15 protein-coding genes and 2 tRNA genes are annotated in these 20,501 nt (G+C 57.4%); 7 read left to right on the forward strand and 10 right to left on the reverse strand.

What is annotated here, in order from left to right:
- Positions 1–82: 82 nt before the first annotated feature.
- The 3 genes from NHH03_RS03650 to NHH03_RS03660 are packed head-to-tail and all read right to left on the reverse strand — an operon-like array spanning position 83 to position 3,005.
- A complete protein-coding gene (locus NHH03_RS03650; protein WP_253154387.1) occupies positions 83–1,156 on the reverse strand; it encodes a FliG C-terminal domain-containing protein in 1,074 nt (357 codons plus the stop codon).
- Between the two features lie 14 nt (positions 1,157–1,170).
- On the reverse strand, positions 1,171–2,577 hold the full coding sequence (locus NHH03_RS03655; RefSeq protein WP_253154388.1) for a hypothetical protein: 1,407 nt from the start codon (positions 2,575–2,577) through the stop codon (positions 1,171–1,173).
- A 47-nt stretch (positions 2,578–2,624) separates the two neighbouring features.
- On the reverse strand, positions 2,625–3,005 hold the full coding sequence (locus tag NHH03_RS03660; protein WP_253154389.1) for an ATPase: 381 nt from the start codon (positions 3,003–3,005) through the stop codon (positions 2,625–2,627).
- Between the two features lie 272 nt (positions 3,006–3,277).
- Between NHH03_RS03660 and NHH03_RS03665 the strand changes: the two genes are divergently transcribed.
- Entirely contained in the window at positions 3,278–4,723 is a 1,446-nt protein-coding gene (locus NHH03_RS03665; protein WP_253154390.1) for a PDZ domain-containing protein, read from the forward strand.
- 57 nt (positions 4,724–4,780) lie between these two features.
- Here NHH03_RS03665 and NHH03_RS03670 read toward each other — a convergent pair whose 3' ends face one another.
- Positions 4,781–5,056, reverse strand: coding sequence for a hypothetical protein (locus NHH03_RS03670; RefSeq protein WP_253154391.1), 276 nt, complete (start codon positions 5,054–5,056; stop codon positions 4,781–4,783).
- Positions 5,057–5,385: 329 nt separating this feature from the next.
- Here NHH03_RS03670 and NHH03_RS03675 point away from each other — a divergent pair, with 329 nt between their 5' ends.
- Positions 5,386–5,769 (forward strand): carbon storage regulator, encoded by a 384-nt coding sequence (locus NHH03_RS03675; RefSeq protein ID WP_253154392.1) that lies wholly within the window; start codon positions 5,386–5,388, stop codon positions 5,767–5,769.
- Between the two features lie 79 nt (positions 5,770–5,848).
- Here NHH03_RS03675 and NHH03_RS03680 read toward each other — a convergent pair whose 3' ends face one another.
- On the reverse strand, positions 5,849–7,927 hold the full coding sequence (locus tag NHH03_RS03680; protein ID WP_253154393.1) for an alpha/beta fold hydrolase: 2,079 nt from the start codon (positions 7,925–7,927) through the stop codon (positions 5,849–5,851).
- A 279-nt stretch (positions 7,928–8,206) separates the two neighbouring features.
- Between NHH03_RS03680 and NHH03_RS03685 the strand changes: the two genes are divergently transcribed.
- The 5 genes from NHH03_RS03685 (at position 8,207) to NHH03_RS03705 (ending at position 14,492) form a co-directional block, all read left to right on the forward strand.
- Positions 8,207–8,291, forward strand: a tRNA-Leu gene (locus NHH03_RS03685).
- Between the two features lie 155 nt (positions 8,292–8,446).
- Positions 8,447–9,889 carry an SGNH/GDSL hydrolase family protein gene (locus tag NHH03_RS03690; RefSeq protein WP_253154394.1) on the forward strand — a complete coding sequence of 481 codons (1,443 nt, stop codon included), beginning with the start codon at positions 8,447–8,449 and terminating at the stop codon, positions 9,887–9,889.
- Positions 9,890–10,106: 217 nt separating this feature from the next.
- Positions 10,107–11,633 carry a Do family serine endopeptidase gene (locus tag NHH03_RS03695; protein ID WP_253154395.1) on the forward strand — a complete coding sequence of 509 codons (1,527 nt, stop codon included), beginning with the start codon at positions 10,107–10,109 and terminating at the stop codon, positions 11,631–11,633.
- A 109-nt stretch (positions 11,634–11,742) separates the two neighbouring features.
- Entirely contained in the window at positions 11,743–13,128 is a 1,386-nt protein-coding gene (locus tag NHH03_RS03700) for a sensor histidine kinase (protein ID WP_253154396.1), read from the forward strand.
- On the forward strand, positions 13,125–14,492 hold the full coding sequence (locus tag NHH03_RS03705) for a sigma-54-dependent transcriptional regulator (RefSeq protein WP_253154397.1): 1,368 nt from the start codon (positions 13,125–13,127) through the stop codon (positions 14,490–14,492). Before NHH03_RS03700 ends, NHH03_RS03705 begins: the two co-directional genes overlap by 4 nt.
- Positions 14,493–14,568: 76 nt before the next feature.
- Here the strand turns inward: NHH03_RS03705 and NHH03_RS03710 are convergent, their stop codons facing one another.
- The 5 genes from NHH03_RS03710 to NHH03_RS03730 form a co-directional block, all read right to left on the reverse strand.
- Positions 14,569–15,156, reverse strand: coding sequence for a hypothetical protein (locus NHH03_RS03710; RefSeq protein WP_253154398.1), 588 nt, complete (start codon positions 15,154–15,156; stop codon positions 14,569–14,571).
- Positions 15,157–15,400: 244 nt separating this feature from the next.
- Positions 15,401–15,949 (reverse strand): hypothetical protein, encoded by a 549-nt coding sequence (locus NHH03_RS03715; RefSeq protein ID WP_253154399.1) that lies wholly within the window; start codon positions 15,947–15,949, stop codon positions 15,401–15,403.
- Positions 15,950–16,063: 114 nt separating this feature from the next.
- A tRNA-Glu gene (locus NHH03_RS03720) sits at positions 16,064–16,136 on the reverse strand.
- Between the two features lie 246 nt (positions 16,137–16,382).
- Positions 16,383–16,577, reverse strand: a complete 195-nt coding sequence (csrA, locus tag NHH03_RS03725) for a carbon storage regulator CsrA (RefSeq protein ID WP_253154400.1) — start codon at positions 16,575–16,577, stop codon at positions 16,383–16,385.
- Between the two features lie 360 nt (positions 16,578–16,937).
- Positions 16,938–20,309 carry a type II secretion system protein GspD gene (locus NHH03_RS03730; RefSeq protein ID WP_253154401.1) on the reverse strand — a complete coding sequence of 1,124 codons (3,372 nt, stop codon included), beginning with the start codon at positions 20,307–20,309 and terminating at the stop codon, positions 16,938–16,940.
- Positions 20,310–20,501 lie beyond the last annotated feature (192 nt).

Raw genomic sequence — 20,501 nt, forward strand, 5'->3', positions numbered from 1 at the left:
CCCGGGGTCACTGTCGAACCTGCCTCCAGCAGTTCGGCAGGAACCCCGGGTGAACATGCAACCGTTTTCCCCGGCGAATCAACTAGGCGGCGAAGGAAACGGGGCGTGTGGTCAATCGGATCGCGACTTCGGAAACCACTTGTTTCGCCGCATCGATGTCGGACAGTTGTAATTGTCCCATCCGCCGCATGTCGCTGCGCACCTTCCTCGCTTTGCGACGGGGTAGCATTTCGAGCACCAGTTCGGCGGTCTCGTTGGGGAGTCCGCACAGGACCAAGAAGGCCTGCTTGGTCGTCACCATTCCCAAGGCCTGACAAAGATCGGCCGTCGGCAGCGACATCAGAAATTGGTCGACGCGGCGGGCCAGTTGAGCCGCTTGGGCTTCCGCCGCTGCTCTGTCCCCGTCGCCGCCGGCTCTGTCCCCGTCACCGGTGGCGGGGTACACGCGCGGAAAGCTGTTGGCGTGACGGACGGTTGCATCGTGACCGGCGACCGGCGGTGATGCCAACCATGCGGCGTTGGGCGAGTCAATCTGCGGGGCCGTGGTCTGTGCGGATGCCGCGGCATTGCCTGCTGCCGGTGGCCAAGTTTCACCGCGTGCCGCGGCCGGCAAGACACCGGCCGCCTGTGTTTGGTGGAACTGAGTGAACATGATCTGCAGCATTTCGGGCGTCATCGGGCTACTGCTCGCGCCGCCGCTGGGATCCAGCTGGCGGCCAGCATCGACCGTGGCCGAACCGGCAATGGAGGAAACCGATTCGCTTGCGGGCGAACTCACAATCGGACCCGACGTCACCGATGGGTTGGGTTGGGCATCGTCGCGGGTGCGATAGCCCGAACCGGAGCGTTTTTTCGAAACCCTGGCGCGGCCGATCATGATTTCGTCTTGGATCTCCGATTCGACCGACTCCACGGTTCGCGTTTCTGCGTGCAGATGATCGCGCATCGATTTCAGGACGCGATACTGCTCCATCGCATCGACTTCACCAAGCGCCAACAATTCGTCGGCGATGCGTTGTTTTTCGTCCTGGTCCAATTGTCCCAGCAAGACTCGGTGTGTGCGTTCTGGCAGCGTGTGCAACAGGATGGCAATCTGGCGCAGCGACGATGTCGGCTGGTCGCTGAATTCGGTGGCGGGTCGTTCCGTTTGCATCATCGTTGTGGTTCTCTTCACGCCGCGTCGGCGATCCAGCTGTGGACGATTTGTGCAGCCAGTTCGGGATTGGATTCGACCAGATCCGCCAAATCATCCCGCAGGGTGGTTTCCTCGGCGCTGGAAACCGCCGGCATCGCCGCACCAGGCCGATCTGACGGGGATGCTGCTGCCTGGCGGTGACTTGCATCCTCGCCGGCGCGGCTGTTGATCGCGGTACTACGCATCCGCATCCGCATCGCCGCCAACCCGATCCCCAGTCCGACCAATAGCAAACAGCCGACCGACAGTGCGACGGCCGCATGCGATCGTGCGATCTGCACTAACTCACGTACGCTTTGCGGCCAGGGCGCGGCGGTGGCGTAAAGTGGGGTGTTGGGCAAATCGGGATAACTCCAAATCTTGATGACTTGCTGATCGTCCATCGAGGTGGCTTGGACAAGCGGGCCGATCGCGTCACGGATGTTTCCGATCACACTGCGGCGAACTTCGGCTAACTGTTGCGGCGTTGGCCTGGCGGGCACCGTTTGTTCGGGGTAACGCGTTTTGAAATCGCTGATCCATTGCGCATGAAATTGGCTTTCGGGGACACCGACACTGACCCATTTTTTGCTGGCGTCACGGTGGTTGGGTGCCGAACCCTGGGGCCGGGAATCGTCGGGCTGCGAGGGATCATCGGGCCCAGATGGGGCGGTGCTGGTCACTGCAATTCGCAGTCCCGTGTATCCGCTTAGCAACTGCGTCAGCCGCTGTTCGAGTTCGTATTCGGACTGGCGTTGCTGGCGGACCTTGGGGTCTTCGCTGCCGTTGTAGGTTTTTTGAGCACAGGTGTCGGTCACCGTGACCTGGTCGATCTGCATGCCTGCGTAGGCGCCGCAGATCAGGTCTTGAATCATGCTGATTCGACTGGGCAGCAGCGGTTTGTTGTCTTTGGGGATCAACAACACACTAGCCGACTGGATGACTTGCGGATCGAATCCGCCACTGATTTGTTCGTCGTAGGTGACACTGGCCCACGCGATGTCGCTAAAGGTGGCAATCTTGTATCCCAGGTCTTGCGACTTGGCATGATGATGACGCCTGCGGCGAGCGGATTCGGATTCCAAAAAGTTGCCGCCGGAAAAGGCCGCATCGACGTTGCTTTTGAGCGCGTAGGGCAATGCCGACGACTGTTCCAAGACAGCCAAATATTTGTGTCGCGTTTGACGGGGAATCAACATCTGGCCGTCGTCGCGGCGCCAGTCGGTCAACCCGGCGGCACTGAATGCGATCGAGACTTGGTCCAGTTCGACATCGCGCAGCGTGCGCCCGGCGAACAATGGCTCCATCGCCGGCGACGCGGTTGCGCCGTACAGGTAGGCCAGCCCGCCGATGATCAGCACGCATGAGATCACCCAGACCACACCGCGCGGTAAAGCCGGCACGGAGTCCAGGTGCGATTTGAATTGTTCGGTCCGCTGACGCAACACGCTTACGCTGCCAGTCGACTGCTAGATGATTGTGCGGGAAATAAAATCGTGACGGCGACGCCACCTTGTGGGCAATTTTGCCATTGCAGTTCGGCGTTCACCGCGGCTGCAGCAATTGGCAGGTGCCGTTCGCGAGTCTGCACGTCGCTGCCACTGTCGGCGATCTCCAGTTCGATCCCGTGTTCGGTCTGGCAAGCCATGATCGAAAGGTCGCCGCCGTCGGGCATCGCATCGAGCGCTTGACGACTAAGCGCCATGATCAAATCCGCGGCGCGGCGGCTGTCACAGGGGATCGGCAAATGGGCATCAATGTCCATTTCCAGACACACCGGCGACGGATGCTGAATGAGCAAGGGCGCTGTGACTGATTCAACCAAAACCATCAGATTTCGGCAGTCGTTGGGTTCCATCCATCCACTGGCCATCCTGGCCTCCGCTGATTTTCAAAGGTTCGATTGATTTCGCCAATCTGTGAAAAAACACTCAAGTTCGCTCACAGATGTACTCGGCATAGCTGGCCACAGCACTCGATGGCAAGAGGAATCGGGCACGAAGCTGGTGAACGAGCGAATTTCGCACCTCGATTTTTGCCGACACAGCCGTATCATGAATACCTGCTGTCTCTTGTTTCGTTTTCTCAGAAAAAAACAGATCGATGCCCCTACGTCGCCTTTTTGGTGTTCTGCTGATCACCTTCACGCCCACGTTAGTGTTTGCCCAGCAAGCCGACGCGCAGGGATTGTTGCGACGGTTGCGAAACCGAATCGCCGACCAGATCGCGGCCCCAGCTCCCACCAACAATCCATCGGATCGTTTGCCGGCTCGGCCCCTGGAGCCGGTCGGCCGCAGCGGGGATCCCACACCTGCGGCTCGGTATCGCGCCGGTAGCAATACGCCCACTCCGGCAGGCGACGGTTCGGCGGTCAAGCAGGCCGGGGCGACCGACGAAAGCCCTCTCGATCGCCAACCGACCGATTCAGATCCCGGTGGATCGTTCGGCCGTTCGATCTTGGCCCCCTTGGGATTTGACCAAGAATCTGATTCGCCAGATCCACGGGCCGAGCCTGCAAAGACCTCACTCGGCATCAAAGCCGTGCAAGTCAATCCGGGTCACCCGGCCGTGCAAGTCACCGCGATTCTGCCGCACTCGGTTGCCGACGAAGCCGGGCTGCGTGTTGGCGACTACATCTTTGCGATCGATGAAGTGCCCACAGAAACCGTCCGCAAATTGGCGGATGAAGTGGCATTGGGCCGCCCCGGTCAAGTGGTGCGACTGCGAGTCGGTCGTGGGGGACGTGTCAGCGATCTACCGGTGCAACTGGTAGCCAGGCCGACCACAGGCTCCTCCGCTGCGGCGAAGTCGCTGACCGAGCAAACGAGCCCGGTGCCCAACCCCGCTCGAGTGCCCGAACCACAGCCGCGAATCAACGAAACCGGTGCCACCACGCCAACAGACATGCCCAGCCCCTCGCTAGGAGCCCAGCTGCGTGACGTAACGGGACGCCGTGGGGTAGAAGTCGTCGCGGTGGAGCCCTCCTCGCCAGCCAGTGCCGCCGGGTTGCAGCCCAACGATCGCATCATTTCAGTCAAAGGCCAGATGGTCGCCGATTCTCAATCGTTGGCGCGATTGGTAGCCCGTTTGCCGAAAGATTCCAGCACCCCGCTGGGCGTGATCCGTGACCAACAATTGGTCAACGCAACGCTGCGTCTGGGCGCTGACCTGGCGTTGGCCCCATCCAACTCCGCAGCCTCATCAACCGCTGGCACTTCGGCTGATCCAACTGCGGCACCCGCCGGCGGTTCGTTGATCGGTGGCTTGGGGGCCGCGTTCGGCGGCCTATTTGGCAGCGGCTCCGATCCGTCAGCGGCCAAAGCCCCCCAGAGCGATCGCTCGGCTTCATTGCCTGCACCAGCCGCCGCAGCCAGCGACAGCCTGCCCCAGCCCGCCAGTGAATCCGATCCATTGGCGCTTGATCCGCTGCCGCTGGAACCATCCCCTGAATCAGCGCCACCGGCAACAGAGGTTCAAAAGGACACCGAAGCCTTGCAAGCCGAGATCGAACGGTTGCAACAGAAGCTGAAATCGCTCAAGAAGCCCTAACCCGGATGATTGATCAGCCGGGCAGCGATAGCCCATTCAACCCATTGAAGAAGTGGCTTAACCAGCCATCGCGGTGCGGAAGCTAAGGATTTCTTGCGGCGATTCGTTGTGCGTCTCGTCTTTGACCAGATTGCTGGTCAGCGTCATCTTCAATGCCGCAACTTGATTCGGTTCAATCACAATCCGGCTCTGCACGAACCAGCCGACGTGGGGCGATTGACTCTCCTGACGCAGCACCAGTTGGCTGACGCCCGCCTCAGCCGTCTCGCGGACAAGGACTAAGCGGTCGGTGCCGGATTCGCTCGGAAAGACATTCAGAATCGTCGACGTCATATTGGCTCTCGAATCACAGGACGCGGGGGCGGCCGAAATCATCAGTGCGTTTTGCAACTGATTCTCATTAAGCCCAAGTCTATCCGTTCTGCAATCCACGTCAATTCTGCAAATGAATGTAAAGTCTTCCCTTTTTTGCCGGGTCGTGAACTCAGCGGGACCCATCCAAATGAACGCAAGTCACTTCAAAAGAACGACTTACGTCATTTCCAAGAAAATCACAGAGGATTGGCACGCTGGCTGCATAACACTGCAAACCATAGCAAGGACGCCACTGTCCCTGCCAAACTGAGTCCACTTTGACGCCGCAATCGGCAAAGGAATCTGCCATGTTAGTACTAAACCGCAAAGCTGACCAAGAAATCATGATTGGCGATGACATCACCGTGACGGTGGTTCGCATCGAAGGCAATCGCGTTCGAATCGGCATCAGTGCCCCTCGCGACGTTCGCATTCTGAGAGGCGAACTGGCTGCCGAGGAAGCCGCTGAACAGACGGAGGAATTCGAACTTTCCGAGCGCGAGCTTCCGTTCGCCCACGACCCGGCGACCGAGCAAGCCGCCGAAGCAGGAAAAAATCGTCTGCTCGGTCGCAGCAATCCACGGGTCTTTTCCGGATCGGTTTCCGCGACAGGCGATTTGGTCAACCTGAGCGCAGCCACGGATCCCAGCCGCCCGGCGGCTCCCCTCGCCGGATTCGTCTCGGCATCGTGAGACCCGTCGCGGAAATCGGCAAACCATAGGAAGGGGAGAAAAAACAGTTGGATGCCGCGAATGGAATCGCGGATCGGGGCTATTGATTCGGTTGTTGATAGAGCACGGGGCTGACCGCTTGGGGCATCTGTGGGGCCGGCGGGCTGACAGTGACTGCAACACGATCGTTCAGATCAACGGAATTCAAATGCTCCAGCAAGATTCGCCGGACTTCAAAAATCGCTTGCCCGGTCATGTGAATCTTGGTGTGTTCGGAGTCGACAATCAATTCACTTTCGGTATCGTCCATTGAGGCGCTTTCGTAGGCGACAATGCCATCGCCGCGACCGATTTTCTTTTGCAGGAAGGTTGGGTTTTTCAGAACGCCCACGATGTTGTGGTATTTGACACCGGGCGCGTATTTGGCGCGATGCATGACAGGAAAAATGGGCGATTCGGGTGCCAGTGAATCAATCGCATTGGCCATCGTCAATAACTCGGTGTCGCGGAAGAACCCTGGATTGCTTTGCACCAGATTCTCACCGGTCAACACGGTCATCGACGGCAATTTGATCATCTTGCGCGCCATCCAACGCGTCAGATCGTTGGCGAACTCGCTGCCGCGATAGGGAGTTCCGATGGTGATCACGCGGCTGATCGATTGATTTGGTTTAAAGAACAATGTGCTGACCAGCTTGTGCCGCAGTTCCGGTTTCCCACGCAATTTCTCGGTGGGTTGATCCGTCACAATGTTCCAAAAATCATCACCGCTATCGATGGTTTGCATGCGGCTGATCAGTCCGCCCATGCTGTGGCCGACCAACACCATTTGATCCAGAGGTGCATGTTGGTGCGCCGGGTCAAAGGTCTGGCGGAGATCCTTCAGGTCCTCGCGCATTTTTGCCGCGCTCAACCAAAACGGTTGCCCAGACGGATACAGATAGAACCAAAATTGATAGCGTTCCCGAATTTCGGGGAAACTACGCAGATCGTTGAACATATCCATCCAGGTGCGTGGGCTGGACCACAGCCCGTGAACCATTAGCACCGGGATTCGATTGGGGTCATAGGGCTCCAGCATGTACAGCCCGCGGTATTTGGCCGCGTCGGCCGGATTGAGCAAGCCGGCTGTTTCTTGATTGCGTTCACGAAAGCGTGGCGTGTCCAAGAAAAACGCGAGTGGCGTCGTCAGATCCGTTTCCAACGGCACCCAGTGGTTAGCCAGTTGGACTTGGTTTGCTTTCAGCGGATCAAAGAATTCCAGTACGCAAACGTTGCTATCACGGTATTCGCCGTTGGCCGGTTTGGCACAGCGCATCATCGCCGTGACGGCATAGCTCAAGCCGTCGGCATAGTAATTTTCGCGCGGATTGTCGCTGTCTTTGGTACGCCGCACCGCGATCAGTGGTACACCCAATCCGAATGTCGTGTGTTTGCTGCGCAGCGTTTCAATCTCGTAGTCACTGACAAATTCGTAGTGATCAAATTCATCGGGTTTCCAATCACCGCGAAGCTGCGTTTGGATGACAAACTCTCGCTCTTCCGTTTTGATGCGATAGGTTTGTCCGGGCTTGATCTTGTGCTCGCTACACAGCAGCCGCAGCGTGTCCTCCAGCGATTCGTTGTATAAATCGCAGGTCGCTCGAAAGAGTGGGTCGTATTGATTTCTCGTTTCCGCGAATTCTTCGGAGAACAGGTAGTCGTAGCTGTTCGTCAGGGCGGTGCCAAAATGGCCCAGCGCGGCGCTGTCGTGCCCGGCGGACTCCGCCTTTTTGCCTTCGACATAAGACAATTCGGCCAGCGCATGGATCAATTCGGGATCGCGATTTTCGCGAATCGTGCTGTGGATCGTGTCCAGACAGTAGGTGACGTTTTCGTCGTAGTTTTCCTGTAGCCCGTAACGTCGTAGCGTGGCCCCAGTCCGCTCGCTGAACTGCGGCCCTTTCCGGGTGAGCAACCGCAATTGCGATGTCAGCGGGTTTTCCCGCACCGAGCGTGGTGACAGGTAGCGGACCGACGTGCAGCCGCTGTTGGCAGTGACCAGCAACAACAGCGCCGCGGTGATCCACAGTGTTAATCTTCGACAGGTTTCTGCCGGCGCAGCTGTCACCGCGTCGCGGGTGGTCGGGCGACGTGTTCGCATCCTGCGAAACAGAATCAGAGCGAGTTCGATCAACATCCTGTCAGTCGAATTAAAGCCGTTTTAGGCGCCACACAGAAGGCACATCGGCTGCGACCATAGAAAACCGCGGCCTGGCGTGTCAACGTAGACCTGACGGCACTCCCAAAGGGGGTGGGGTGTCGCGGTTTGCCATCACCCCACACCGGGTGAATCGCAAGCTGGAAGCTTACGCCACGAATCGTCCACCGCAGCCTAGATTTCAATCCACGACACGCACTCCCCAGGGGAGCTTGACGCGCACTGGTGATTCTCGGAAACTGCGGCCCCAGATCAGTCGCGGCCGTGGCGGAACTGGCAGACGCGCAACGTTGAGGTCGTTGTGGGATTATATCCCGTGGAGGTTCGAGTCCTCTCGGCCGCACTTGAGAATGCTACTGCATCTCTTTCTGCTGCAATTCATCAGGCAGTTTTCGAGCCCTGATTTCTATCGCAGCCGCCAAGGCCAATGGGCCAGTCCGTGGTGGGTTAAGCTGTCGGTTTCACAGCCGCTTCCCCCGCTAGCAACCGAGCCACGTCGTGTCCATTTCAGTGATTTTTAGGTTCATTGTCCTGATCGTGCTGTGGTTGCCGATCGCCCATGGCCAATCCCCCTCAGTCGATTATCCGGCGGCGACCAATCTGGGCGACCCTGCGCAACTCGGGCGTGGGATTCAGCGGACCATGACTTTGTTGCAGTCCAGCAACGCGGAGCATCGCAACACCGTTCGAATCCTGCTGTATGGGCAATCGATCACAGCGGGAAAGTGGGGTGGAAAACTGGGCGACTTTCTGAGCGAAACATACCCGCATGCCAATCTGGAATTCCATCGCCGCCCGCTGTCGGGGTTCTCGACGGAGCGTCTGGTCAAAACGTCCACAGCCGACCTGTACCCATTTTACGCCGATCTGGTGGTCTTTCACGATTATGGGAACAACGAAGACTACGAGACGATGATTCGTCAGTTGCGAGAGCAAACGACGGCGGAGGTCATCCTGCAGGCCGATCATTTTCGGCGCTCGGAACAGTTGATCGACGAATCAGATCCCTCAACCATCGATGATCAGCGTCAACGCTGGGCCGCCCAGCGAAATCAACAGTTCCTGCCAGGTCTGGCCCAAAAATACGGGTGCGGGTTCGACGACCGCCGCCGGCTGTGGCAAGCCTACCTGCAACAGCACCAGCTCTCGCCCGGTGATTTAGTCAACGATGACGTGCATCCCAATGAGCACGGCACCGCATTGATGACGGAACTGATCAAGGCTTACTTCGTCGCCCGCCCAGACAGCCAGATCGACCCGATGAATTGTGGCTATGTCACGACGCACCCGGTGACGGATGCCATGCGCTCGGCGGATGGCAAATTGGTGTTTCCCTTCGATGGCAACCGAATCGATTTGGTGCTCCACGACCAGGCGAGCGGAACCTGCCAGCTGATGATCGACGGCAAGCCACCGCTGGACGACCCGACGATGTTTTATCACCAACGCAACCGTGTCAAATGGCGTGACACGCCGATTCCACCTGGCCCCTGGCCGGCCGTGTTGAAAATGGGATTTGAAAAACCGCTGGTCGAAGAAACTTGGACGCTCAATGCGACACAGGATCCCGATCATCCATCAGTCTACTCGTTTCGTGTTCAGGGCTCGGTCACCGGGCCAGACGGGAGTGGCCGATCCGATGAACCGTTTGTGTCTGATTCGGGTCGCGTGGTGATCGCAGCGGAAGATTGGGATGTCGCGTTTTCAATCGTCGCGCTGCGCCGCTTGGATGCGTTGCCGCAGAGTTTCCAAATCGATTGGGACGCTGTCGCTCAAGCTGCCAACCAAGCTTCGCCCCCCGACGTTCCGGCCGGTGTGGAGCGTGTGGTGACGGTGGCGCAGCGAATTGCGGATCAGCCGCACACCTTGCAGATCAGCGGCGAGATCGATGGCATCCAAGCGCTGCGTGTGTATTCGCCACGCAAGTTCCCACGGCCTTAGCAATCCGTGCAGATCGGAATCGATCGGAATCGATCGGCGGCTTTCAATTGGGGCATTCTGCCCCAGCGCGTCATCTTGTCTCGCTGATTGCAACTCGTGATCAGTGCGAACCGCATGATTGCGTGCTGAAAGGGTGTTTCACCGAAGTGGCACGGGGCGTGCTTAGTAGAACCCGCAACGCATCGTCCTCCAAACTTCCCTCCAGGAACACATTGATATGAAAGCGTCTCGATCCAAATTGATGGCCGCCGTTTTGGCGACTCCCCTGACCTTCGCCGGCCTCGGGCTGATGGTCGGTGCGGCTCCCGTCACTCCAGCGACTCGGTCCACGGCGGACACCGCTGGTGTCTTGGCACCAGAAACCGAGCGTGTCGCCAACGCGCTGTCCGGCGCCTTTCGCAAAGTCGCGACACACGTCTTGCCATCGGTCGTGGCCATCGAAAACCGCCCCGACACCAGTTGGCAAACGGCCGGTCGCCAGGCTCCCACCCCGGGCAGCAACCAAGCCAACCCGTTCAAGGGAACTCCGTTTGAAGACATGTTCCGTGGCCAGATTCCGGGCGGTTCGCCGCATCAGTCGCCTCCCTCACAAGGCGGCATCGGATCGGGTGTGATCATCGACTCGGCCGGGATCGTGTTGACCAATAACCACGTCGTCGCCGGCGGCGGGAAGGTGATCATCAAAACACACGACGGCCGCGAGTTCGAAGCGACTGAGGTTCTGACCGATCCACAAACCGATATCGCTGTCGTCAAATTCCAGGGAGACTCGGATTTGGTGGCCGCCAAAGTCGGCAACAGTGATTTGATGGAAGTCGGTGACTGGGTGGTCGCACTGGGCCAACCCTTTGGACTGGAAGGCACCGTGACGACAGGCATCGTCAGCGCCAAAAATCGTGGCATCGGAATCACCGATCGCGAAAACTTCATCCAAACCGATGCTGCGATCAACCCGGGCAACAGTGGTGGCCCGCTGGTGAATTTGCGAGGTGAAGTGATCGGGATCAATACCGCGATCTCCTCACGCGGCGGTGGCAACAATGGTGTCGGCTTTGCCGTGCCGTCGAATCTGGCACACTGGGTGAGCGATCAACTGGTTGATGGTGGACGTGTCAATCGATCGTACTTGGGCGTCAGTATCCAACCGGTCAACTACGAACTCAGTCGCCAATTGGGCATCGCTCCCAAAAGTGGTGTGGCGATCAACGAAGTGTTCCCGGATACGCCGGCGGCAAAAGCAGGTTTGAAAACCGGTGACGTGATCGTCAAATTTGGCGGCATCGCTGTGACCACTCCACAACAATTGCAATTGGCTGTCGAACGCTCGCCGGCTGGCGAATCGTTGCCGGTCGATGTGGTCCGCGACGGCAAAACCATGCAGCTGACCTACACCGGTGAAGCCAACCCCAAATCGTTTGGTCGCAACAACAAGTCGGCTTCGCCGTTGAACGACGAAGGGGTGAAATTGCAATCGCTGGGATTGGAGATCAGTGGTTTGACCGAAGACGTTGCCAAGCAATTGGGGATCGACGACACGACCGGCGTGGTGATCACGCGGGTGCAAGTCGATAGCCCCGCGGCACGAGCCGGATTGGAGCCCGGCATGGTGATCTCACAAGTGAACCGTCATGACGTGACCAGTGCCGATGATTTTCGCGATCAAATCGATGCCGATAGCGACGGTTCGGTGCTGTTGCTGGTCCGCACCGAACAAGGATCACGGTTTGTCGTGGTGAAACAGTGATTTGATTGACGATCGATCCCGATCACATCTGTTCGGACTGACGACGGCCAACGTCCACTTTACAATGGGTGTTGGCCGTTCTTTTTTCTTTTCAATCAAGATCTGACCGATGAAACTTGCCGCCAAACTGATTTTGATTTTCCTAGCCGGTGTCTTTGGCATCGTGATGCTGTTCACTTGGCAAACCGTGCGACGACAACACGCCTGGGAACAACAGCGCCGCCAGGCCCACGCGGCAGACTTGGCCGAGACACTCGCACCGGCGATTCAAAGAGCCTATGAGCAAGGCGGCACGGTGACAGTGCACCGGGCCATCGAAGTTTCCACACGGCGGTTGAGTGGGCCGCAGGTCCGATGGATTGACGGTGCAGACACCGCCTCGAGCGCACCGGCGGATCAATTGCAAACCACCTCGCGTCAACTGTCCAGTGTTTCGATCACCGACCGCGACGGCGACCGCAAAGCATTTTCCTACGTCCCCATGACCCTCGACAATGACGCCGTGGGAACCGTCGAAGTCGCCGAGCCGTTGGCCGGACAGGACGCGTTTGTTCGCGAATCGGTGATGACGTCTCTGTGGTCCCTGTTGGGCGTCGCCGTGCTGTCGGCCGTGGTGATCTACTGCGGCGGCGTACAATTGGTTGGCAAACCGCTTAACAAATTGATCACCCAGGTCAACCAAATCGGTGACGGACAACTGGATCAACCCCCGGTTCTCAGCAGCAACGATGAACTCGGCCGCTTGGCCGGTGCGGTCAGCCAAATGAGTTACCGGATCAGCCAGCAGCGTGATACGATTCGTCACGCCGATCGGTTGGGGACCATCGGCACGCTTGCCGCCGGAATGGCACACGAATTGGGCACGCCCCTGAACGTGGTTTCCGGGCGCGCCGGCCTGATCGCCAGCGGAAAACTTTCCGCAGCCGAAATTCAATCCAGTGCGCAAACGATCCGATCGGAAGCCGAGCGGATGACAACGATCATTCGACAGCTGCTGGATTTTGCCCGCCAAACCCCCGCGCCACACGAATCGATCTCGTTGGACCAAGTCGTCCAGCGAACCTGTGATTTGATTCGGCCGATCGCTGGCAAATCCGGTGTCGACCTACAGCTTCAGCTTCCCGACCAAGTGGTGCAGATCGACGGCGACGCCGCGCAGATTCAGCAGGTGGTGACGAATTTGATGAACAATGCGATCGCGGCAATGCCCGACGGTGGCACCCTGACCGTGCAGCTTGATCGACACGATGACCAAGACCAGATCATGCTGCGGGTTTCGGACACCGGTCAAGGAATCCCGGCCGAGCATTTGGATCAGGTTTTCGAACCTTTCTTTACGACCAAAGATGTCGGTCAAGGAACCGGGCTGGGTTTGTCGATCGCCTATGGTATCGTCCGCGATCACGGCGGCCAGATCCGCGTTCAAAGTCAGCCGGAACAGGGCCAGCCAGAACAGGGCACAACGTTTGAAGTGACGTTTCCGATTCCCAAATGAACAGCACGAAATCTAACGCCAACGTTTTGATTGTCGACGACGAACGCAATATGTGCGAGTTGATCGAAACGGATTTGCGGCTGCGCGGTATCGCCAGTCAATGGTTTACCTCAGCCGACCAGGCGCTCGCTGCGATCCACCAGCATGATTTTGACGTCATCTTGACCGACGTGCGGATGCCGGGCACCACCGGTTTGCAACTGTGTCAACAGCTCTCGCAGTCGCGGCCGGACATCCCGGTGATCGTGATGACGGCGTTTGGCACATTGGAAACGGCGATCGCGGCGATGCGTTCGGGCGCTTACGACTTCATCACCAAACCGATCGAAATGGATTTGCTTTCGATCACACTCGGGCGCGCGATCGAGCATCGGCGACTGACGCAACAAGTTCGCCTACTGGAATCGTCCCAAGATGCCGCAACCTCATTTGGCGATCTGCTGGGACAAAGCCCCGCGATGCGAAAACTGTATGACCAATTGGGCCAGATTGCTGCTGCCGATGCCGCGGTGTTGATCACCGGCGAAAGCGGAACGGGTAAGGAGTTGGTGGCGCGGTCGATTCATGCCGGCAGCCGCCGATCCGATCAACCCTTTGTCGCCGTCAACTGTGCCGCGCTGACCGAAACCTTGTTGGAAAGTGAATTGTTTGGCCACGTCAAAGGGGCGTTTACCGATGCCCGTGGCGGACGACGCGGCTTGTTCTTGGAGGCCGATTCGGGAACGTTGTTTCTGGATGAAATGGGCGAGATGCCGGTGTCCTTGCAGGTCAAACTGTTAAGGGCATTGGAGGAGCGGACGGTCCGCGCGGTGGGCAGTGACAAAGAAACGCCGTTCGATGTGCGCGTGCTGGCCGCCACCAATCGCGATCTGGAAACGGCCGTTGCCGAAGGCCGATTCCGCGAAGACCTGTACTATCGGATCAATGTGATCGGCATCGAATTGCCGCCGCTGCGATCACGTGGGGCCGATATCCTGCGGTTGGCCGAGCATTTTCAAAAGCAGTTTTCCCAGCGGGAAGACAAACCGATCACAGGTTTGGCCGATGGTGTCGCCGAAAAATTGCTCAGTTATTCTTGGCCCGGCAACGTCCGTGAATTGCGGAATGTGATGGAGCGCGCCGTCGCCCTGACCCGGTATGACAAGATCACCATCGAAGACCTGCCCGACAAGATCCGCGATTTCCGCAGCGGGACCGTCTACATCGGTGGCCTGGATCCCGACGAACTGGTTTCGATGGAAGAGATCGAGCGGCGCTACATCACCCACGTTCTCGATGCCACCGGCGGCAATCAGACCCAGGCGGCACGGATCCTGGGACTGGATCGCAAAACCATCTATCGCAAACTCAAAAGCGATCTGTAGCGGGTTGGACCGCATTCACTCTCCCGTGGGCGGGCGAGTGAATCGCAACAGCACAATGCAAAAACTCATGTGCCAGCTAGGGATTGGCAATTCGCGGTATCTCGAAAGGCTTACCTGAATGTCCAATGCCTGAAATTAAGTTGCCACTTTCTTGCAATTTCAATTCATAAGCAAATCCCCGCGGAAAAGAGTTTACATACGCAATCACAAATGTTCCGTTGGCAAGCGGGCGCCATATGGCGACTGTTCTTCCTCGCAATGTTGCGCGTCCGTCTTCTAACATTTCCAGAATATTTCCGTCCGGAAACTTCCACGTTCCAAGGATTGACGGTTGAACAACGCTATCCGGTTTCTTGAAACTTTGCTTTTCGTCTTTTTGATTTGTGTCGAGAGTTTGAAGGAACTTCGATAGTCGCTCAACCTCTGGAAAATCGTTCAACTGTACCGCCTCTTTCAATGCAAGACGGAAATCAGCACGCAATTCGGTATCCGCCAATCGAACCTGCTCGGCCAGTTTTTCATCTAAGAAAGCCAGCTTTTCACTGTATTTCTTAATCGCGTTTTTCGCTGCAAGCGACTTAAATTCTGAAAACGGATTCGGTTCGTCTGCTATCAACGGAAGCGACATGAGTAGCTGGGCCGCGGCTAGAAAAATGAATCTCATTTCGGCTATTGATTTGGAGGGTGAGTGATTTTCGTGAGCAATGAGGTAGGAGTTATGCTGAGATAGCTACTCTATTCGTAGTGGCAGGGCATCACGCTAATGCAAATTTGGGAACGCTGCCATCTGCTCAAAGCATCAAGCGAGAACTTTTAGCGGTTCAAAGCCGATTTGGTTCGCACAGCGAAAGTTGCTCAATTCTCTGAGGCTATCGCGTTGCTGGAAACTGAGTCAATCATCTAACTGGTCATGCCGCAAACAATGTACGCCATCCCCAGTGGGGACAGAGCCCCGACGATCTTTTGAGGTCTGTCCCCGGTGAATTCGCAACCATCTTTCTGCCCCCTATTTTTCTGTCATTGATCCCCGCCAAGTCCAGCGTCACACCCCACGCGCCTGAGGTCTGTCCCCGGTCGTTCTTTGAGGGGAGGGTTTTCTGCGAAGAATGAAGCCGGTCGGATAAATCCTCCACGCCAGCTTGCGACTGGATAGCCAAAATCAAAAACCTGTCACGCATCGGTGATCCCCAGTGGGGACAGAGCCCCGACGATCCTTTGAGGTCTGTCCCCGGTGAATTCGCAACCATCTTTCTGCCCCCTATTTTTCTGTCATTGATCCCCGCCAAGTCCAGCGTCACACCCCACGCGTCTGAGGTCTGTCCCCGGTCGTTCTTTGAGGGGAGGGTTTTCTGCGAAGAATGAAGCCGGTCGGATAAATCCTCCACACCAGCTTGCGACTGGATAGCCAAAATCAAAAACCTGTCACGCATCGGGTTGCGATTAAGGAGCCACTGCAATTCATCTGATCCCTAGTTTTCTGCCCGTCCCTTAGCTCAGATGACTTTTGCGCAGCGCATAAAAAAAGCCTGCCGGTCTGAAATTCAGACCGGCAGGCTGGTTTGTCACCTGAGTGACCCCTACGGGACTCGAACCCGTGTTGCCGCCGTGAAAGGGCAGTGTCCTAGACCGCTAGACGAAGGGGCCGTGTGTTGATCAGCCTTGGCTGTTCATCACTGAGCAAAGTTGTAACGAAGACTCTCACAAACCGTCAAGGGTTCGTTGCGAGCCGTCACAAAATCGACAAACATTTTCGCGAGTAGAGTGAAAAACCGGCACTTGGCGAACGAAGATGCCCCTGTAAAGGCGTTCATTCACACATTCAGGTGCGAGGGCATTCTCACGCGTCGTTCAAAAAATGAACTTCCACGAAAAGTGATCCGCTACCGCCCCTTAGGCATCGACCGCTGTGTCGCCCGACTCCAGACTTTTCTGGATCGCTTCATAGACTTCGCGACGATGCACCGGCACTTCGCGCGGAGCTTCCACGCCTAACCGGACTTTGTCGCCACGAATTTCAACCACGACAATCTTGATGTCGTTGTTGATGACAATACTCTCGTTCTTCTTTCTTGATAAAACCAACATAGTTCAGTCCTTTCGTTAACCGGCCTGATTTCACGGATTGGATGCCTACGGGGCGAACCAGCGTCCGACGGGAGGTCATTCGGCAAGATCGCTGTAGGCCGGTTCAATGTGGTGTCTCTATTGGGAGGTAGAGACGCCCACTCCTAATAACCAACTCTAGAACAAAATAAGCTCCGGTCAAGGAATTCTGGCTTGACAAACTGTGAATTCCAACCTTTCAAACCGCAGACAGAGGCGCACGACCGCCAAGAATAGTCATTTCGGGTGGTTTACTGTAGATGTCAGGCAATAAAAAAACGCGGCGCGGCCTGGTGGGGCCGCGCCGCGTCGATGCGTTGACTTTCCGATGGATCGCCGCGTTTAGCGATCCGCTTGGAAGCCGGTTTGAGCAAATTCCTCTTCTTCCTGGATGATGATCCGAGGGGTCACCATCAACATCAGGCTTGATGCATCGCGACCGATGGCCACGTTGCGGAACAGACGACTGACGTAAGGGATCTTGCTGAGCATGGGGACGCCGCGTTCGGCGCGACTTTCGCTCAGACGTTTAATCCCACCTAGCAGAATCGTACCACCGTCGGGAACGCTGACCGTGGTGCTGACCTGCGTGAACGCAAAGGTCGGCAACTGGACGGTCGAACCCGAGATGATCTCCTCTTCTTCGTCGGTGTCCACGGCGTCGTCGTCGTTGACCACACCGTCGCCATTGGTGTCTTCCTGGTTTTCGCTTCTCTTGCGAGACGTTCGCGAGCCTTCGAAGGTGAACGTGTCCACGTCTCCGATTTGGCTAAAGAACGGAACCAGCGTCAGGCGGACGAATCGTTTGTCATTGCTGACGATGCCTTGCACGTTCAACTGTGTGCCTTCGTTCAAGACCACGATGACCGGTTGTTGGGCGACGGCAAAGTCACCGACAACCGGGGTGATACTGGTCACGAAGGGCCGTTGACTTTGATCGGAAATCGTTGCAATTTGACCGTCAAACAAGGTCACCTTAGGTGCCTGCATGACGTTCGTCCGGTCGTCACCTTGGGCGGCTTGCAAGAAGAAGAACGCCTCGATGTCGCTAAGGATTGCGAAACCAAGCGAAGCTCCTGTGCCAGCCGCAGCACCACCGAAGGCCGGTGTGACCGTGTTGACGTTGCCAAGCTGGATGTCCAAGTCGGCGGTGGGAGCGGACCCGTTCCAACCGATTGACACGCTCGGCCCGCTATCGTCGTCCGGCAGTGTTGTCACGTTGTCATCAAACTGGGCGCTGAAGTCGACGCCGATTTGTTCGAAGAACGAATCTGACAAGGTAATGAACCGCACTTCGATCGTGATCTGCAGGTTCTGCAGCGAACGCAAGGATTCGATCAAGTCGACGATCTGGTCATGCACATCACTGGTCGTGCTGATGATCAAACTGAGGTTCTGTGGATAGGGAGCCATGGTGCTGTTACCACCCAGGGCTTCCCACGTATCCGGAACGACGGTGGTTTCGATCAAGTTCATCAGCGAATCGAAATCCGCAAAGGAACTACCGCCACCGCCCATTCCACCGGCTTGACCCTGTGGGCCGAATCCGCCTTGTCCGCCCATCGGGGCGTATTGGCCCAGCATGTTCGAAGACATTTTGCTGGGCTGCAACGCGTTGGCTTGACGGGTGGCGATGTCGGTCATCGAGACCGGCATCATCTGCACGTCCATCCGCGGGTTGGTCATTTGGTAGGCATTCCGCAGCGCACCGGCCAGACCATCGTCGTAGCTGGATGTGAAGTTTGGAATCGGCGTGACCAGGTCAGCCACCTTGTAGACTCGCGTGACCACGTTGGCCCGCTTGGCTTCGGCACTGGTGATCTGCAGCACTTCGTTCTTGATTTCGTAGCTCAAATCGAGCGGCTCGAGGATCAAGTTCAACGCACTGCGAAGTTCGATTTCCGTTTGCAGATCGAGCGTCACTGGCGTATCAGGAAGCACGCGAACGGCTTCCATCGCTCGCTGGTTCATCACGATCGGCAACCCCGTGACTTTGGCCAAATCAGCGATGACTTCGCCGAGTGGGCGATTCTTGTACTGAACGTTGACCGGAGTCGACAGTTGGTGTTTCAGCTTTTGCTCTTGCACGCTGCCGAACAACGACGCGGTGTCTTGCGACCGCCGCAGCGTCAGTTCGTGCCACGACTGGGGGTCGTGTCCGAAGGCCATCGGCTGGTTCATGTCCATTCCGGCGGTGCTGGATGCCGATGCTTCGACATCCATCAAGCCTTCTGCGAACACTTCCTCTTTGCCGGCTTGGATGTCACGCAACATTTGATCACGCGTGCCGAAGCGGCTTTTGTGAAACATGTTGGTGGCGATCGTCGAACCGGGTTTCAGTTCCATCACCTGTTTGGCCACGACTTCCGCTTCGGCGAAACGGCGTTCGAGGATCAAATCGTTGAAGGTATCAACGAGTGACGAAATCTCTTGATCGATTCGAGCTTCACGAGCGGCGTCGGTCGCCAGATCCGTGCGAACGGCATCGTTTTGCAGTTCCAGTTCGATCTCGGCCCGGTTGGCTTCGACGTACTGTTTCTGTTTTTCCAATTCTTTGTCGACCATTCGAGCCAGCGTGCGTTTGCTGGTTTCGTCGACCGTTGATCCGTCGACTCGGCGACGCAAGCGGTTGAGCGAATCGAGCGAATCGAGCGGCTTGGCCTCCTTCATCTCGGCGGCTTTGGCCAGTTCCGTCGTGATCTCGCGATACAAGCGACGGGTTTTCTCTTTGGTTTCGGCGTCGACTTGGTCGATCGCATTCATTTCGCCCGCATCCGATGGACTGGGCAGACGTCGTGCTGGTTGCATCAATGTCAACTTGTCTTTCAGCTGACGACGGGTCGCCAGATCAAGTTGCGATTCATACTTCCAGGCTTCAACAAAACGTTCACGAGCCAATTCGTTGTCACCGGCTTGCAACGCCTTCAGACCGGATTGGTACAGTTGGTTCGGATCGGCATCGCTGGAAACCGGAGCACCAAGCGCTTGGACTTGTTGCACCGCACCTGCATTGCCGGGCGCAGAATCCGCATCAGCATCGAACAACATTTGTTTAATGAAGCCGGCTTCATCGCCACCGATTTCCTGTTGTCCACCCGCCAAAGCGATCTGTGAATCCATCGTACCGGCGCGTTTGGCGGCCGATTCGACGTCCAGTACAAAGTTCCAGACGCGTGGTTCACCCGGGGCGAACGCGGATTCCGGAACGCCCAAGGCTTGGGCCTGGCGAGCGATTTGCAGGGCACCGGCCGTGTCACCACGGTCGAGTGTTGCGCGACCGATCGCCAACAACCGCAAGGCTTCGCGTTTCAGCGTTTGTGGGTCTTGCGAGTCGGCGACATCGAGCATCCCCGCCAGCGGACTGGCATTGATGCCATCTGCCAGGGGCCGCGGAGCGGTCACCGGACTGTTGAGTAATTCGGCATCGATCCCGGCAACCTGCAGGTCCACCCGCAGCTTGGCTACGTCGGCGGCCAGGTTGGGATCGGTGTGGGCAACCGTCTTGGCAGCGCGAAAGTGTTGTACCGCTGCTTCGAACTGGCGAGCATTGATTGCGGTCCGCGCTTGTTGGACGAGAAGTTTCCCGTCGGCAGGTTTCACGCTGGACGCAGGCGAGGGCACCGAGTGGCTGGCCGGTAAGGCCGGAACACCCCGTGCGTATGCAGGAGCAGCAGCAGATGCCGCGCCTGATTTGTCGTTTGATGGCAGGGACATCCCTGGCATCGAAAGCTGGGCAGAGACGTTCGACGCCCCTACGAGCCACGCCATTGCGGCGACGCCCCATCGATTGAGGCCGAAAGGTTTTTCGTGGCGTTTCAACGCGACACTCCTTCTTCGCGGTGAGACTTCGTTCGGAACACTCAAAGTTTTCGCCTACGTTCACGAAAACCGATCCGTCGGTTTAGC

Source organism: Stieleria tagensis (genome assembly GCF_024129865.1).
Classification (GTDB): Bacteria; Planctomycetota; Planctomycetia; order Pirellulales; family Pirellulaceae; genus Stieleria; species Stieleria tagensis.